Raw genomic sequence first — 16,082 nt, 5'->3', positions numbered from 1 at the left:
GGTTCACACAATCCCAGTTGGGACGATGTGAACCATTTGATATTTAGATGTTTAGTCTAGTTCTTCTTCTTTCATTTTCCGGATTAATTCTTCGATACGGTTACCGTAATCGATTGATTCATCACGTTTGAAAATGATTTCAGGTGTGCGGTATACGGATAAGCGTGAGCCCAATTCTTTACGAACAATCCCTGTCGCTTTTTCCAAACCTTGTTGCACTTTTTGACGTTCACTGGCTAAATCACTTAATGTACTGTAGTACAACGTTGCAATTTGTAAATCTCCAGTAACTTCTGCGTCCGTTAATGTAACATCTTGGACACGTGGGTCTTTAACATTTTTATTTAAAATGTCATTCACTTCGCGAAGAATTTCTTGTTTAATTCTTCCAGCTCTGTAGTTAGCCATGTTTATTCACTCCTATACAAAACGGATTATTTTCTAACGATTTCAACCATTTCATATGCTTCAATCACATCGTCAACGCGGATATCATTATAGTTTTCAACCATCAAACCACATTCAAAACCGTTCTTAACTTCACGAACGTCATCTTTGAAGCGTTTCAAGCTTGCCAATTCGCCATCGTAGATAACAATGTTATCACGAATAACGCGGACTTGACTGCTACGTTTGATGACTCCGTCAATAACGAATCCACCACCGATTGTACCAACTTTAGAAACTGTAAATGTTTCACGGATTTGAACTTGTCCTGTGATTTTTTCTTCGTACTCAGGGTCAAGCATCCCTTTCATCGCTGTTTCGATTTCGTCGATTGCGTTATAGATAATACGGTGTAGACGAATATCTACGTTTTCTTGATCTGCTTGTACTTGAGCTTGCGGTGTTGCACGTACGTTGAAACCAATCATGATCGCATTACTTGCTGCTGCAAGTGTAACGTCACTTTCGTTAATCGCACCTACTGCTGAGTGGATGATACGAACGCGTACGCCTTCCACTTCAATTTTTTGTAGACTTCCTGCCAAAGCTTCAACAGAACCTTGTACGTCACCTTTGATGATAACAGCAACTTCTTTCAAGTCGCCCTCGCTCAAGCTTGAGAACAAGTTATCAATTGTAACGCGGTTTTGTTTCGAACGTGACTCTTGTTGTGCACGTGATGCTCTTTCTTCACCAACAGAACGAGCTGTTTTTTCGTCTTCGAATACAGCAAACAAATCACCAGCTTGTGGTGCTTCGTTTAATCCCGTAATTTCAACAGGTGTAGATGGTGTCGCAACTTTAACACGACGTCCTTGATCGTTCAGCATAACCCGAACACGACCGAATGTGTTTCCGACTACGATTGGATCACCGATTTTCAGTGTTCCTTGTTGGACAAGAAGCGTTGAAATAGGACCTTTCGATTTGTCAAGACGTGCTTCAATTACACTACCAACAGCCAAACGATTAGGGTTTGCTTTCAGTTCTTGAACTTCAGAAACCAACACAATCATTTCCAACAATTCTTCGATACCCTCACCAAATTTAGCAGAGATATTAACAAAAATAGTTTCGCCGCCCCAAGCTTCAGGGATTAGCCCGTATTCAGTTAATTCTTGCATAACACGTTCAGGATTCGCAGTTGGTTTGTCAATTTTGTTCACTGCAACAATAATTGGAACATCCGCTGCTTTCGCATGGTTGATTGCTTCAACTGTTTGAGGCATTACCCCGTCATCAGCTGCAACAACAATAATTGTAATATCAGTAATGTCTGCCCCACGTGCACGCATTGTCGTAAACGCCGCGTGACCAGGAGTATCCAAGAATGTAATTGGCTTGCCGTCTACTTGAACTTGGTATGCACCAATATGTTGCGTAATACCGCCCGCTTCACTCAAGCTTACTTTTGTATTGCGTAAGGAATCCAGCAATGTTGTTTTACCATGGTCAACGTGTCCCATGATTGTTACAACTGGTGGACGTGTTACTGATTCTTCTTCATCACTTTCACTCTCAAAATGCACTAACAAGTCTGAGATATCAACTTCTACTTTTTCTTCTGAGTCGATTCCGTAATCGGTTGCGATTAGTTCAAGCGTTTCAGAGTCAAGTGGTTGGTTTTGTGTTGCAACAATTCCCATCATAAACAATTTTTTGATGATTTCTGCTGGCTCACGGTGAAGTTTCTTAGCAACATCCTGAATGTTCATACCTTCTGTATAAACAAATACTTCTGGTAATTCACGGAATTTTCTTTGTGGAACCGGTGCTTTTGGCGTACGGTTCTTATTACGGTTGTTACGGTTACCGCGTTTGTTAAAGCCGCCTTTGTTGTTACCTTTGTATCCGCCACCTTGTGTTCTGTTTTGGCCTTGCCCTTGTGGACCACGGTTAGCAGCTGGCTTACTTGCTGAACGATTTGTGTTCGTCGTTGAAGTCGTTGCTTCTCCAGCAGTCTTCTTAGCTGGCGCTTGAGAAGTCGTTGGACGGTTCGTTTGTTTTGGTTTTGGAGTACCTTGCCCTTGAGCAGGTTTAGTCGTTTTATTCCCTTGCGCTCCATTGTTATTATTCATTGCTTTATTCATCTTATTAATATCCTCATCTCCCATTATTGACATATGGCTTTGAAAGTTAATTCCAACATCTTTCGCTTTTTGCATAAGTTCTTTACTAGAAACATTATGCTCTTTCGCAAATTCGTAGACTTTTTTCGTCCCCACTGTCCTCACCTACCTATTCCATATTATTCGTTCCTTTCAATTTAAGATAACTTTTTGCAAAACCTTTATCAGTAAAGGCACAAATCGAACGGCTTTTTCCGATTGCTGCACTAATATCATCAGCAGTAAATGCAATATCTAGCGGAACATTATAATACTTACACTTGTTGGTTAGCTTTTCTCTTGTATTGTCACTCGCATCGCTCGCAACAACAACAAGTTTTGCTTCATTTCTTTGAATGGCTTTAACTGTTAATTCTTCGCCGGTGATTAATCTTCCGGCTCTAACAGCCATACCTAGCAAATTTAATTGCTTATCTTGTGGCGTCATTATAATAAACTCCTAGCTTTCTGGTGAGCCACATAATCGTAAAGTTCTTTGTAAAAAGATTCTTCTACGACCATATCGAATTGTTTGTCAAACGCACGATTTTTCTGTGCCTTTTCAACCAATTCAGGTTCCATTGAGACATATGCCCCGCGACCATTTTTCTTACCAGTCGGATCAATTGCAAGTTCTCCTTCTGGTGTCTTAACAATGCGCAACATTTCTTTCTTCGGTTTCATTTCGTTGGAAACAATACAACGACGCATAGGTATTTTTTTCTTCTTCACCAGTTGTCACCTCTTATTGTTCAGATTCTTCCAACAATTCACTGTAGTCTTGTTCAGGATCAAGTTCAACTTCAGAAATCAATTCCTCAACTTCATCTGCATCCAAAATGTTTTCTCCGATTTCGTCCATTTCTAGAATTTGTTCAGCTTCTGTCGCTTCTTCAAGTTCCTCGATGAATTCTTCCGTTTCTTCCACAGCCAAGTCAGAAGCGATTAACATACGGTGGTAATCTGTTTCTGATTTAATATCAATCTTGAAACCTGTTAATTTAGCAGCTAAACGTGCATTTTGACCTTTTTTACCAATTGCTAATGACAATTGATAGTCAGGAACAACAACCGTACAGCTATTGTTTTCAGGATGGAAATCAACTTGAATCACTTGTGCAGGGTTCAAAGCATTTCCAATATAAGTTGCAGGATCTTCATTCCACTCAACAATATCCATATTTTCTCCGCGTAGTTCGTTAACAATTGCTTGTACACGTTGACCACGAGGACCAACACACGTTCCAACTGGATCAATGTTTTCGTCGCGTGAGCGTACAGCAACTTTCGAACGGTCGCCTGCTTCTCTGGCAATCGAAACGATTTCGACAACACCATCATAAATTTCAGGTATTTCTTGTTCGAATAAACGTTTCAATAGATCCGGATGGCTTCTACTTACATAGACTTGCGGGCCTTTTGAAGTGTTCTCAACTTTCGTCACATACACTTTGATACGGTCATGTGCTTCGTATACTTCACCAGGAATTTGCTCTTGCTTCGCTAAAACTGCTTCAATCTTTCCAAGGTTTACGTAGATATAACGTGAATCTTGACGTTCAACGACACCGTTTAAGATATCATTTTCGTATGCAATGAACTCATCATAGATGATACTGCGTTCAGCTTCACGGATACGTTGCATAATAACTTGTTTTGCTGTTTGTGCAGCAATACGACCGAAGTCTTTTGGTGTTACTTCAAAACGGATCTTGTCATCTAGTTCATAAGCTTTATTGATTGCTAGAGCTTCTTCAAGGCTTACTTCCAGAGTTGAGTCGAATACCATTTCAACAACTTCTTTTACGGAATAGACATGAATATCGCCTGTTTTTGTATCAAAAAGAACTTCAACGTTTTGCGCTTGACCGTAGTTACGCTTATAAGCAGATACAAGGGCAGCTTCCAAAGCACTTGTAACAATTTCTTTGGAAATACCTTTTTCTTTTTCTAAAATATCAAGAGCAGTCAGCATCTCTTTGTTCATTCTTTTACTCACTCCTTGCTAGTCTTTAAAATTTAATCGCCAAGCGCGCTTTAGCTACTTTATCGCGAGGAATGGCAATTACTTTTTTACGTGTTTTAATCATAAATTCTAATTCGACGGTATCATCCGAAACGGATAGTAACGTACCTTCATGGAATTTTTCGCCTTCAATGGCTTGATAATAAGACAGATGGACGTAACTACCAATCGCCTTCAAATAATCTTCTTCTGTTTTCAAAGGGCGCTCGGCTCCCGGTGAGGATACTTCCAAGAAATAGGCTTGCGGAATTGGATCAGTCTCCAATTCATCCATTTTTTCACTCAACTGTTCACTTACCCAAGCACATTCTTCTATGTCAATTCCGCCTGGTTTGTCAATGTATACACGTAAAAACCAATTTTTGCCTTCTTTCAAAAATTCAATGTCTACTAGTTCGAAATTCTGACTGTCAACGATTGGTGAGACTACTTCTTTTACAATATCAATTACTCGGCTCACAAAAACCCTCCCTTTAATATGTACATATCTACCTAAATTCTGGTCATATGCGTTAAAAAGAGCGAGCGTTGCCGCTCACTCCCTCCAAAGTTTATTTCTTTAATAATCATACACCAAAAACATCAAATTTGCAACAAATCCGCTGTTTATAAGGCTTATTAATTAAAAATCGAAAAGGGACAATTGGTTTTCATCGGGCAGGCCTTCTAAAACACCATTCTCATCCATGTATTCGATAATCGTTTTTGAAACTTTTCCGCGTGTCGCTAAATCTTCTTTAGACAAGAAAGGTTGCTCTTCACGGGCAATCACAATTTGCTTCGCAACGTTTTCGCCGAGTCCATTTATAGCTCTAAACGGTGCGAGCAAGCTATTCTCTTCAATGATGAAGTCTTTTGCATCTGACTTATAAATGTCGACCATTTTAAATTCGTAGCCCCGTTCAACCATTTCATTGGCAATTTCTAGAACCGTTAGTAAGTTCTTTTCTTTAACCGATGCATCCAAGCCTTTATCCATAATTTCTTTCATTTGAACTTTGATTGCTTCTTTCCCTTGTGACATCGCCACCAGATCGAAATCATAGGCACGAACAGAGAAGTAAGCAGCGTAGTAAAGAAGTGGATCATGGACTTTGAAATAAGCAACGCGCAATGCCATTAAGACATAAGCTGCCGCATGGGCTTTCGGGAACATATACTTAATCTTCAGACAGGATTGAATATACCATTCAGGAATTTTCTTCTCACGCATTTCTGCTTGCCAGTCATCCGGTATCCCTTTCCCTTTACGTACACTTTCCATAATGTTAAATGCCAAGCCATCTTCAAGACCATGATAGATTAAGTAAACCATAATATCATCACGACAGCCGATAACGTCAGCCAGTGGAATATCATTCTCACGGATTAAAACTTCGGCATTCCCCAAGTACACATCGGTCCCATGTGAAAGACCGGAAATTTGTAATAATTCCGCAAATGTATTCGGCTTCGTTTGTTCTAACATTTGACGTACGAACCGGGTACCGAATTCCGGCACTCCCAATGTCCCCGTCTTACTAAAAATTTGCTCGGGTTTAACACCCAGAACTTCCGTGCCACTGAATATCTTCATAACTTCCGGGTCATTTGGTGGAATCGTAACGGGATCAATGCCGGATAAGTCTTGAAGCATCCGAATCATCGTCGGATCATCGTGACCCAGAATATCTAGTTTCAAAACGTTGTCGTGAATAGAATGGAAGTCAAAGTGCGTTGTTTTCCATTCTGACGACTGATCATCTGCCGGGAACTGGATCGGAGTAAAATCATACACATCCATATAGTCGGGAATAACAATAATCCCCCCGGATGCTGGCCGGTTGTCCGTTTAACGCCGGTACATCCTTTTGCCAAGCGATCAATTTCTGCAGAGGAATAGTTTTTACCGTGATCACGTTCATAGCCCTTCACATAACCAAAGGCCGTCTTATCCGCCACTGTACCGATTGTTCCAGCCCGGAAAACATAGTCTTCCCCGAATAAAACTTTCGTATAAGCATGGGCTTTTGCTTGATATTCGCCTGAGAAGTTCAAGTCGATATCGGGAACTTTATCTCCATAGAAACCTAGGAACGTCTCAAACGGGATATCCTGACCATCTTTATCAAGGTTTGTTCCACACTCTGGACAAGCCTTATCTTCCAAGTCATAACCAGAACCGATTGAACCATCTTGAATAAAGTGACTGTAATGGCAGTTTCGACAACGGTAATGCGGCGGTAATGGGTTTACTTCCGTAATCCCTGTCATCGTCGCTACAAAACTGGATCCAACTGATCCCCTTGACCCTACTAAGTAACCATCTTGATTACTTTTCAGTACTAACTTTTGAGAGATAAGATAGATAACGGCAAAACCATTACCAATAATACTTTTCAACTCTTTTTCTAGCCTTTTCTCTACGATTTCTGGTAACTCTTCACCATATAGGCGTTTTGCTTCGTCATAGGATAACTTCGTTATTTCATCATTTGCGCCCTCGATATTTGGCGTATACAGTTCACTCTTAATCGGTGTCGTTTCTTCTATGGCGTCTGCTAACAGATTTGGATTAGTGACGACAATTTGTTTCGCAACATCTGCACCCAAGAAATTGAAATCTTGCAACATTTCATCTGTTGTTCGGAAATGCGCTTCGGGAAGATGGAGCTGTTTACCTTGATTTATCTTTAATGAACCCAACAGAATCTCTCGGTAAATTGCATCTTCTCTGTTTAAATAATGGGTATTACCTGTAGCTACTACTGGTTTATCCAGTTCGTTTCCAATTTCGACTATTTCCTGAATAATTTCTTCTAGATCTGCTTCTGTTTTGACGAGTTCTCTGTCAATCAGCGGTTTGTAGATTCCTTTTGGCATTACTTCAATGTAGTCATAGAATTTTGCGCGCTCGGTTGCTTCTTCTTTCCCCTTTTGCATCATGGCTTCGAATATTTCTCCGCTGCTACAGGCTGATCCTATGAGTAAATTTTCTCGGGACTCAATCAGTAAACTGCGGGGAATACGAGCATTTCGGTAGAAATAATTTACATTGGATGCACTGATTAGCTTAAAGAGATCTTTTAATCCGGCTTGGTTTTTCGCTAAGATTGTCGCATGAAAGGGACGTGCTTGTTTGTAGGAATCGCCACGGCCGACACCATTATTTAATTCGTCATGATATAAAATATTGTGGTCTTCTTTTGCTTCTTTTAAGAATATCCAACATAAATGACCCGTAGTCTCCGCATCGAATACAGCGCGGTGATGCTGTTCCAAACTAACATTGTATCTTTTCGCCAATGTATTTAGACGGTGGGATTTTAGTTGTGGATGCAAGAAGCGTGATAATTCCAACGTATCAATTACCGGATTATGTGCTTCCGGTAATCCTACGTGTTCGTAAGCTTTATTAATGAAGCCCATATCAAAAGAAGCATTATGGGCGACTAATATTGCGTCCTCACAAAACTCTTTAAATTTGGGAATAACCGCTGCCTCTGAAGGTGCGTCTTTCAACATATTGTCCGTAATACCGGTTAAATTAATAATCAATTGGGACAAAGGTACGCCAGGGTTAATAAACGCTTCAAAGGTATCAATGACATTTCCTTTGTACATTTTAACTGCGGCCAATTCAATGATTTTGTCATAGACCGCTGATAAGCCGGTAGTTTCCACGTCGAAGACAACATAAGTATCCTCGGCTAACTCACGACGGCTGGGGTTATAAGCGACTGGTACGCCGTCATCCACGATATTTGCTTCAATTCCGTACAAAATCTTCACGCCATGCTTTTTACCAGCAGCATGGGCATCCGGAAAGGCTTGGGCCCCGGCATGGTCAGTAATCGCAATCGCTTTATGCCCCCACTTCGCTGCTTGGGCCACATAATCGGTGACAGAATTGATAGCATCCATTTGACTCATATTGGAGTGCAAATGTAATTCCACTCTCTTTTCATCTTCGGGTGCACGGTCTTTTCGTTCTGCCATTTGAACTTCATTGACGTCACGCGCATTCAGAACAAGATCACGCATAAAGGTGTCTTCTTGAACATTTCCCCGGACTTTCACCCATTTACCTTTTTTGATGCGTTCAAAAGCCATTTCATCTTGTTCATTGTTGGAGAACATTTTGACACTAAAAGATGATGTGTAGTCGGTTACTTTGAAAATTAACAGTTTTCTACCAGAGCGTAATTCACGCACTTCGCTGTCGAAAATATTCCCTTGAACAACAACAGACCGTTCTTCTTCCGTAATGGTAATCATCTGTCTAATTTCTTCTTTCTCCGGGATACGATTACCCAACTGGATAGCGCCATCGCCCCCACCGTTTTCAGCACGTTTTGATTGCTGTGCTTCTTGGTTAGCGAGTGTCTTCTCTGCTTGTTTAATTAATATATCTTCTTGTTCTTGCTTGCGCTCCAAATAAGCTTGGTGCATCTTGTCAGACGCTTCTTTATTAATCTCTAGTTGAACTCGGAATTCTGGAAAACCCAGGATACTAAAATTTTGCTGAATAATACCTAAATAATTATCTTTTAAATGATTCTTAGTTATTTCATTTGCTAAATTTAATGTGACAATGCCGTTCGCAATTTTTGGTGCACTTTTACGCAGAATGTCCGTGACAACAGGAGACGAAATATTACTTCTCTCAACAGCAGTTTGCCAATAATCGGAAATTTTCTCATCTGTTAATTTCGGCTGTATGGTTTTAATTCGCAAATCAACTTCAGCTACATGATTAAAAGATACTTTCAAACGGTTTAGGACGTCCTGAAAAACTTGAAATGGGAGAATGTCATTGAAATTCAAGACAAACACCCATTGTTTCGCTTTTTTATAGACCAAAACTTGTTCGACTTCTCCATCGACGAAATACTCTTGATACTGTGGTTCGTGATGAAGGTTTATTTGCTCCATTAAGGTTTGAAACAATTCTTTCTTATTCACTCTTTAACCTACTTTCTATCATAAACCAAGAAAAATCCAAAGAATTCTAAAATGAAGTCTTTGAATTTCTCAGTTGTTTATTAACCTAAAAAGAAACGTTGAATATCATTCCAAGTAATTAAGACCATCAAGATAAGTAATAAGACAACGCCTACTACCGTAATGATGCCTTCTTTTTCGGGTTCCAATGGTTTGCCACGAATCCCTTCAATCAGGTTTAATATCAACTTCCCGCCGTCTAGGGCAGGTATTGGGAACAGGTTCACTGTTCCTAAGTTGACACTTAAATAACCTAGGAAACTAATGATACTCATAAAACCATAACTGGCAACTTCTTCAGTCGCTGCATAAATCGCTAGCGGGCCGCCAAAAGCATTGATATCAAAGCCACGTGTGAACATTGAGAGAACCAAGCCGAATATCGACGTAATAATCGTCCACGTCTGGATGAAGCCAGCCATCAACTTCCCTTTGAGAGATGAGTCAAATGCTTGGTAGACCCCAATTTGTCCGTATTCCACGCCCTCTTCACTCACAACTTTTCTTGGTGTAACAGTCATATCCTCAGATGATTCTTGGTCTTCTGATTGAACAGTAAAGGTAAGGTTTTTTTCTGGATTTTGTTGAATAATTGTAATCAGTTCACTCCAACTGCCTACTTTCTCACCCTCAATAGCAAGAATCTCATCGCCTTTGGATAAACCTGCTGCTTGAGCGGGCCCACCTTGCTCGATTTCACCCAGAACACTGTCATTGACCGACACTCCACCTTGCACAAAAGCAAGAATTGTAAAAATAATAACACCGAGAATAAAGTTATTCATTGGACCAGCAAAATTGGTCATCATACGTTCGCCAAGCGGTGCTGATTGGAATTGAACATCCAGGGGAGCGACTTGCACCTGTGTGCCGTCTGCCTCTGTGATTAATGCCTCACGGTCAACATAGTACCGGACGAGACCAGTACGCCCTGCGATATTTCCTTCCAAGTACATTGCTTCATCCAAATCATAAGCGACTAACTCCATTGGTATACCTTCCAATTGGTCTTTATCACTCAAGTCAATATTTGTAATCATCTCATTCTCATCCACTAAAATTTTGACTAACATTCCTGCTCTCAGTTCGGTTTCGTCGTCGCCGTATCCGGCCATACGAACGTAGCCACCCAGAGGAAGCAACCGGACCGTATAAGTCGTACCATTTTTACGAGTGGAAAAAACTTTTGGACCCATGCCAATTGCAAACTCACGAACAAGAATACCTGCTTTCTTAGCGAAATAGAAATGACCAAACTCATGAATAATCACTAAGATACTAAATATAATTAAAAAAATCAGAATTGTTTGTAACAAAGAAAGCACATCCTCTTCTATCTGAGCGTATTAAACGAAAAGTAAAACAATTTGGAATAACGGCATAACGAAAAGCGTGCTGTCAAACCGATCCAAAATCCCTCCATGACCTGGCAAAATCTTACCAGAATCCTTAACGCCAAAATAACGTTTATAAGCGGACTCAGTCAAATCACCTAATTGTCCAATGATAGATGACAGAACAATTAATAGGATGGCAACAGGGATCGAAAGGTTAAACGGATTATAGAATTGCAAGTAAATGATTCCAACAACAACGGCAGTTAAAATGCCTCCAATTGCCCCTTCAATCGATTTGTTCGGGCTAATGATTGGTGCCAATTTATTCTTACCGAAACGCATACCAGTCAGATAGGCGCCGACATCCGTAGCCCAGATAATTGTCATGACAAACATAACCATCCAGAAACCTAATTCTGCAGTTTGATAAAAAAAGTGGAAACCTGTTCCAATATACAAAGATGCCAACAAAAGCACACCTGCATCATCAAAAGTAAAGGTATTATTTGAAAGAACCGTCATGACCAACAGTGACATCGCATAAATAAAGTAAATATGCCAAATTCCCAATCCTGGCAATAGCGTCGTCAGGTAATGGTCCGGTAAAATAATTAAAATCGTAATGAATGATGTGAAAAGACCGATTAAACTAAAGAAAGGAATTTTTTTCATCATAAATATTTCAGACATAGCCACTAACCCCAGAGCAATTGTCCCCATTAATAAAGGTAGTGAACCGTACCAAACAATAGGTATAAAAACTAATAATGCTAATAATGCAGTTATGAATCTTGTTTTCATTTATCCAACCTCACAATCCGCCATAGCGACGATGACGTTTCTGATAATCGGCTACAGCTTTTTCTAATGATTCCGCACTGAAATCAGGCCAAAATTCATCAGTGAAGTAAAGTTCACTGTATGCAATTTGCCAGAGAAGAAAATTACTAATTCTTAATTCGCCACTTGTGCGGATTAGTAATTCTGGATCACGCATCTCTCCCAAATCTCCAGTAAATAAAGCATTAGAAATATATTCTTCTGTCACTTCATCCACTGAAAGCTCGTCATTGGAAATTTTTTCAGCTACTGCCTTCACAACTTGTGTGATTTCTTGACGTGAACCATAATTTAATGCGAAATTTAATACCATACCCGTATTATTTTTTGTTTGGTCGACAGCATCCATGACTTTTTCTTTGGTATGTTTCGGAAGCTGATCTTCCCATCCAATGACGTTGACACGGATATTATTGGCCTTGAGCTCAGGCATAAAGACATCAAAGAAATCAATGGGTAAATTCATCAAAAAGGAGACTTCCTCTTCTGGTCGTTTCCAATTCTCTGTCGAGAATGCATATAGTGTTAAAACTTTTACACCCAAGCTATCGGCATGTAAAGCAATTTTTTTTACTGTGTTCATTCCCTCTTTGTGCCCGTATATACGCGGCATCATTCTTTTTTTCGCCCAGCGTCCATTACCATCCATGATAATAGCGATATGAGAAGGAATTATTCCATTTTTATCCAGCTGGTAGGATTTTTTTTTATCGAAAAGAGCCATTATTATACCTACTTTCACCTAGTTAACTCATTTCATTTTAGCAGACAATCGCATGTTTACCAACTGGTAATAGCTTATTTGTTTGTTAAATTATATGGCTTTTTGCCTTTTAATAGGAATGCAAGAGCAGCTATTCGCAAACATAAAAGGGCCGGGAAATAACTCCCAGCCCCTCTAGCTAATGATTACTTATCTAACAATTCAGTTTCTTTTTTGGCTGCAATTTCATCGATTCTCTTAGTACTTGCATCTGTCAACTCTTGAACTTTTTTCTCGTTAACGTGCAACTCGTCTTCAGAAATATCGCCACTCTTCTCAGCTTTCTTCAAAGCATCCATAGCGTCACGACGAATATTACGGACAGCGACTTTAGCGTTTTCGCTATTTTTACCTACAAGTTTAGCTAAGTCTTTTCTTCTTTCTTCTGTCAAAGCTGGGATTACTAAACGAATTAAAGTACCGTCGTTTGTTGGACTGATACCTAAATCACTTTGGTAAATGGCACGTTCAATATCACCCAAGCTTGATTTATCGTAAGGTGTGATTGTAAGCATTCTTGCTTCTGGAATATTGATTGAAGCAAGCTGATTTACAGGTGTTAAAGCACCGTAATATTCAACTTCAATACGATCCAATAAACTTGCGTTTGCTACGCCTGCACGAATTGAACCTAGCTCACGTTCTAATGATGCTTCAGCCTTTTTCATACGGTCAGTTGCATTATTTAAAATATCTTTCATAACTATTTATTCCCCCTAACAGTTGTTCCAATCTCATCTCCCATTATAACACGAAGAATGTTACCAGGTACATTCATATTAAAGACAACTAAAGGAATATCATTATCCATGCTTAATGAACTAGCAGTTGAATCCATCACTTGTAGTCCTTTTGAAATGACATCCAAATGTGTTAATTCAGTAAACTTAACAGCATTTGCATCTTTTTTCGGATCAGCTGAGTAAACACCATCTACATTATTCTTAGCCATTAAGATTACGTCTGCACCAATTTCTGCTGCACGTAGAGCTGCTGTTGTGTCTGTAGAGAAGTACGGATTACCAGTACCACCAGCGAAAATTACGACGCGGCCTTTTTCTAAATGACGCATTGCTTTTCTACGGATATATGGTTCAGCTACTTGTCTCATTTCAATTGAAGTTTGTACACGGGTTGGTACACCTTCATTTTCAAGAACATCTTGCAATGCCAATGAGTTCATTACGGTAGCCAACATTCCCATATAATCAGCTTGAGCGCGTTCCATTCCCATTTCAGCGCCTGTCGTTCCACGCCAAATGTTTCCGCCGCCAACAATAATTGCGATTTCGATACCAAGTTTATGAATATCCTTGATTTCTTTCACCATTTCTTTAATGACTGGTGGATTGATCCCAAAACCAGCTACTCCAGCCAAAGCTTCCCCGCTTAGTTTTAAAATGACGCGTTTATATTTTGGTTGACCCATGATAATTTAATCCTCCATTGTATAGTTGCAAACTTTTATCAGTATAGTGAGAAAGCCTGAGACATTTGCCCCAGGCTACTCTTAAGCTTATTATTTTTTAATTTGGCTCATTACTTCTTCAGCGAAGTTTTCTTGACGTTTTTCTAGACCTTCGCCTACTTCAAAACGTACGAATGACAATACAGAACCTTTTTTAGCTTCAGCGAATTTCGCTACAGTCATATCAGGATCTTTAACAAATGGTTGGTCATTCAATGAGATTTCTGCTAAGAATTTGTTCAAACGTCCAACGATCATTTTTTCAACGATGTTTGCGGGTTTGCCTTCATTCAAAGCTTGTTCTGTAAGAACTTTTTTCTCATGTTCTACAACTTCAGCAGGAACTTGTTCACGAGAAACATATTTAGGGTTGATTGCAGCTACGTGCATAGCAATATCTTTAGCTGTTTCTTCGTCAGCACCTTCAAGAACAGTCAATACAGCAATACGTCCACCTTGGTGTAGGTAAGCTCCGAAAGATTGAGAATCAGTTTTCTCAACGATTTCGAAACGACGTAGAGAAATTTTTTCTCCGATTTTAGTTGTTGCTGTTTGGATTGTTTCGTTCAATGTTCCTTCTTCAGTTGGCAATGCCAAAGCAGCTTCCATGTCAGCTGGTTTATTAGCAGCCAATAAGTCTGTAACTGATTTAACTAAACCTTGGAATTGGTCGTTTTTAGCAACGAAGTCTGTCTCAGCGTTGATTTCTACAACAACAGCAGTGTTGCCGTCAACAGAAACGTTAGCTAGTCCTTCAGCAGCAATACGGTCAGCTTTTTTAGCTGCCTTTGCCATTCCGTTTTCACGTAGGTAATCTACTGCTGCTTCCATGTCGCCTTCTACAGCTACAAGTGCGCGTTTAGCGTCCATCATACCAACGCCAGTCATATCACGTAATTCTTTAACTAATTTTGCTGAAATTTGTGCCATTATAAAAATCCTCCTGTTGTATATGTATTCATATAAAAAGCTGCCTCAAAAATAGAGAGATGCTGGCTTTTGCTGCAATATCTTTCTTATTTATGAGACAGCCATTTGATTCATCATGTTAAACCATTAAAAGTTCAGTCTTAAGCGTTGTCGCCTTCAACAACTTCAACGATTTCTTCTAATGAAGTTGCTTCGTCTGTCTTAGAAGCAAAAGCTTCTTCAACTTCTTGGTCTGCACCTTGGTTTCCTTCGATGAAAGCATCAGCCATTTTAGCAGTAATCAATTTAACCGCACGAATTGCATCGTCGTTAGATGGGATTACAACATCAATTTCGTCTGGATCACAGTTAGTATCAACCATAGCAACGATAGGAATGTTTAGTTTGTGAGCTTCTTGAACAGCGATTCTTTCTTTTCTTGGGTCAACGATGAACATTACATCTGGAATTCTTGGCATATCTTTAATTCCGCCTAAGAATTTTTCTAGACGTTCTTGTTCTTTAACTAAGATACCAACTTCTTTTTTAGGAAGTAGTTCGAAAGTACCGTCTTCAGACATTCTTTCGATATCTTTCAAACGTTTGATACGTTTTTGGATTGTATCCCAGTTAGTCAAAGTTCCACCTAACCAACGGTGGTTAACGAAGTATTGACCAGAACGGATAGCTTCATCTTTGATTGAATCTTGAGCTTGTTTTTTAGTACCTACGAATAGAGCTACTCCGCCGTCTTCAGCGATATCGCGCATGTAGTTATATGCGTTGTCTACCAATTTCACTGTCTTTTGTAGATCAATGATGTAGATACCGTTTCTTTCTGTAAAGATATATTGTTTCATTTTTGGGTTCCAACGACGTGTCTGGTGACCGAAGTGAACACCTGCTTCAAGCAATTGTTTCATTGAGATAACTGCCATGATTTATTCCTCCATATTGGTTTTATTTTTTCCTCCCATAGCATCAACTATAAAAGAGACTCCCTGAGGAGCACCCACTCTCATATCAACTATGGTGTGAAATTTAGTGCTTAAGCACCGTAATCAATTATACTAGGTCTCAAAAAAAATGCAAGTATTTTTTCAGAAACTTTTTTCTTTGCTGCAAGCTGACAAAAAATGATTTCTGCAATCTTGAAAAAACAATAAATATACCGCATACTAGACATTATTAATTCACTTGG

Annotated in this window: 13 protein-coding genes and 1 pseudogene; all 14 read right to left on the bottom strand. The window is 39.6% G+C overall.

Annotation, left to right across the window (positions count from 1 at the left end):
- Positions 1-51: 51 nt before the first annotated feature.
- The 14 genes and pseudogenes from rbfA to rpsB all read right to left on the bottom strand — a co-directional run bounded on the left by rbfA (position 52) and on the right by rpsB (position 15,819).
- Positions 52-408, bottom strand: a complete 357-nt coding sequence (gene rbfA, locus G7058_RS00605; protein ID WP_166061738.1) for a 30S ribosome-binding factor RbfA — start codon at positions 406-408, stop codon at positions 52-54.
- Between the two features lie 26 nt (positions 409-434).
- Positions 435-2,672 (bottom strand): translation initiation factor IF-2, encoded by a 2,238-nt coding sequence (gene infB, locus G7058_RS00600; protein WP_166061737.1) that lies wholly within the window; start codon positions 2,670-2,672, stop codon positions 435-437.
- Positions 2,673-2,685: 13 nt separating this feature from the next.
- Complete coding sequence (locus tag G7058_RS00595) at positions 2,686-3,003, bottom strand: L7Ae/L30e/S12e/Gadd45 family ribosomal protein (protein WP_166061736.1); 318 nt, start codon at positions 3,001-3,003, stop codon at positions 2,686-2,688.
- Entirely contained in the window at positions 3,003-3,287 is a 285-nt protein-coding gene (gene rnpM, locus G7058_RS00590; protein WP_166061735.1) for an RNase P modulator RnpM, read from the bottom strand. The genes G7058_RS00595 and rnpM overlap by 1 nt, the downstream gene beginning before the upstream one ends.
- A 13-nt stretch (positions 3,288-3,300) precedes the next feature.
- On the bottom strand, positions 3,301-4,542 hold the full coding sequence (gene nusA, locus G7058_RS00585) for a transcription termination factor NusA (protein ID WP_166061734.1): 1,242 nt from the start codon (positions 4,540-4,542) through the stop codon (positions 3,301-3,303).
- A 25-nt stretch (positions 4,543-4,567) separates the two neighbouring features.
- Complete coding sequence (gene rimP, locus G7058_RS00580) at positions 4,568-5,041, bottom strand: ribosome maturation factor RimP (protein ID WP_166061733.1); 474 nt, start codon at positions 5,039-5,041, stop codon at positions 4,568-4,570.
- Between the two features lie 162 nt (positions 5,042-5,203).
- Positions 5,204-9,495: pseudogene (locus tag G7058_RS00575) on the bottom strand (PolC-type DNA polymerase III).
- 110 nt (positions 9,496-9,605) lie between these two features.
- The gene (rseP, locus tag G7058_RS00570; protein WP_166061732.1) at positions 9,606-10,880 is read right to left on the bottom strand and encodes an RIP metalloprotease RseP; all 1,275 of its coding nucleotides are present in this window, start codon (positions 10,878-10,880) and stop codon (positions 9,606-9,608) included.
- Between the two features lie 30 nt (positions 10,881-10,910).
- Positions 10,911-11,702: a phosphatidate cytidylyltransferase gene (locus G7058_RS00565; protein ID WP_166061731.1), complete on the bottom strand. Its 792-nt coding sequence runs from the start codon at positions 11,700-11,702 to the stop codon at positions 10,911-10,913.
- A 10-nt stretch (positions 11,703-11,712) separates the two neighbouring features.
- On the bottom strand, positions 11,713-12,465 hold the full coding sequence (locus G7058_RS00560; RefSeq protein ID WP_166063670.1) for an isoprenyl transferase: 753 nt from the start codon (positions 12,463-12,465) through the stop codon (positions 11,713-11,715).
- A gap of 185 nt (positions 12,466-12,650) precedes the next feature.
- Positions 12,651-13,205 carry a ribosome recycling factor gene (gene frr / locus G7058_RS00555; protein WP_166061730.1) on the bottom strand — a complete coding sequence of 185 codons (555 nt, stop codon included), beginning with the start codon at positions 13,203-13,205 and terminating at the stop codon, positions 12,651-12,653.
- A gap of 2 nt (positions 13,206-13,207) precedes the next feature.
- The gene (gene pyrH / locus G7058_RS00550) at positions 13,208-13,933 is read right to left on the bottom strand and encodes a UMP kinase (RefSeq protein ID WP_166061729.1); all 726 of its coding nucleotides are present in this window, start codon (positions 13,931-13,933) and stop codon (positions 13,208-13,210) included.
- A gap of 90 nt (positions 13,934-14,023) precedes the next feature.
- Positions 14,024-14,902, bottom strand: a complete 879-nt coding sequence (tsf, locus tag G7058_RS00545) for a translation elongation factor Ts (protein WP_166061728.1) — start codon at positions 14,900-14,902, stop codon at positions 14,024-14,026.
- Between the two features lie 140 nt (positions 14,903-15,042).
- The gene (gene rpsB, locus G7058_RS00540) at positions 15,043-15,819 is read right to left on the bottom strand and encodes a 30S ribosomal protein S2 (RefSeq protein WP_166061727.1); all 777 of its coding nucleotides are present in this window, start codon (positions 15,817-15,819) and stop codon (positions 15,043-15,045) included.
- Positions 15,820-16,082 lie beyond the last annotated feature (263 nt).

Origin of the sequence: Jeotgalibaca porci (assembly GCF_011299095.1) — a bacterium.
Taxonomy (GTDB): Bacteria; Bacillota; Bacilli; order Lactobacillales; family Aerococcaceae; genus Jeotgalibaca; species Jeotgalibaca porci.
Note: the sequence above shows the minus strand (reverse complement) of the source record. Positions and strands in the feature narration are given on the sequence as shown.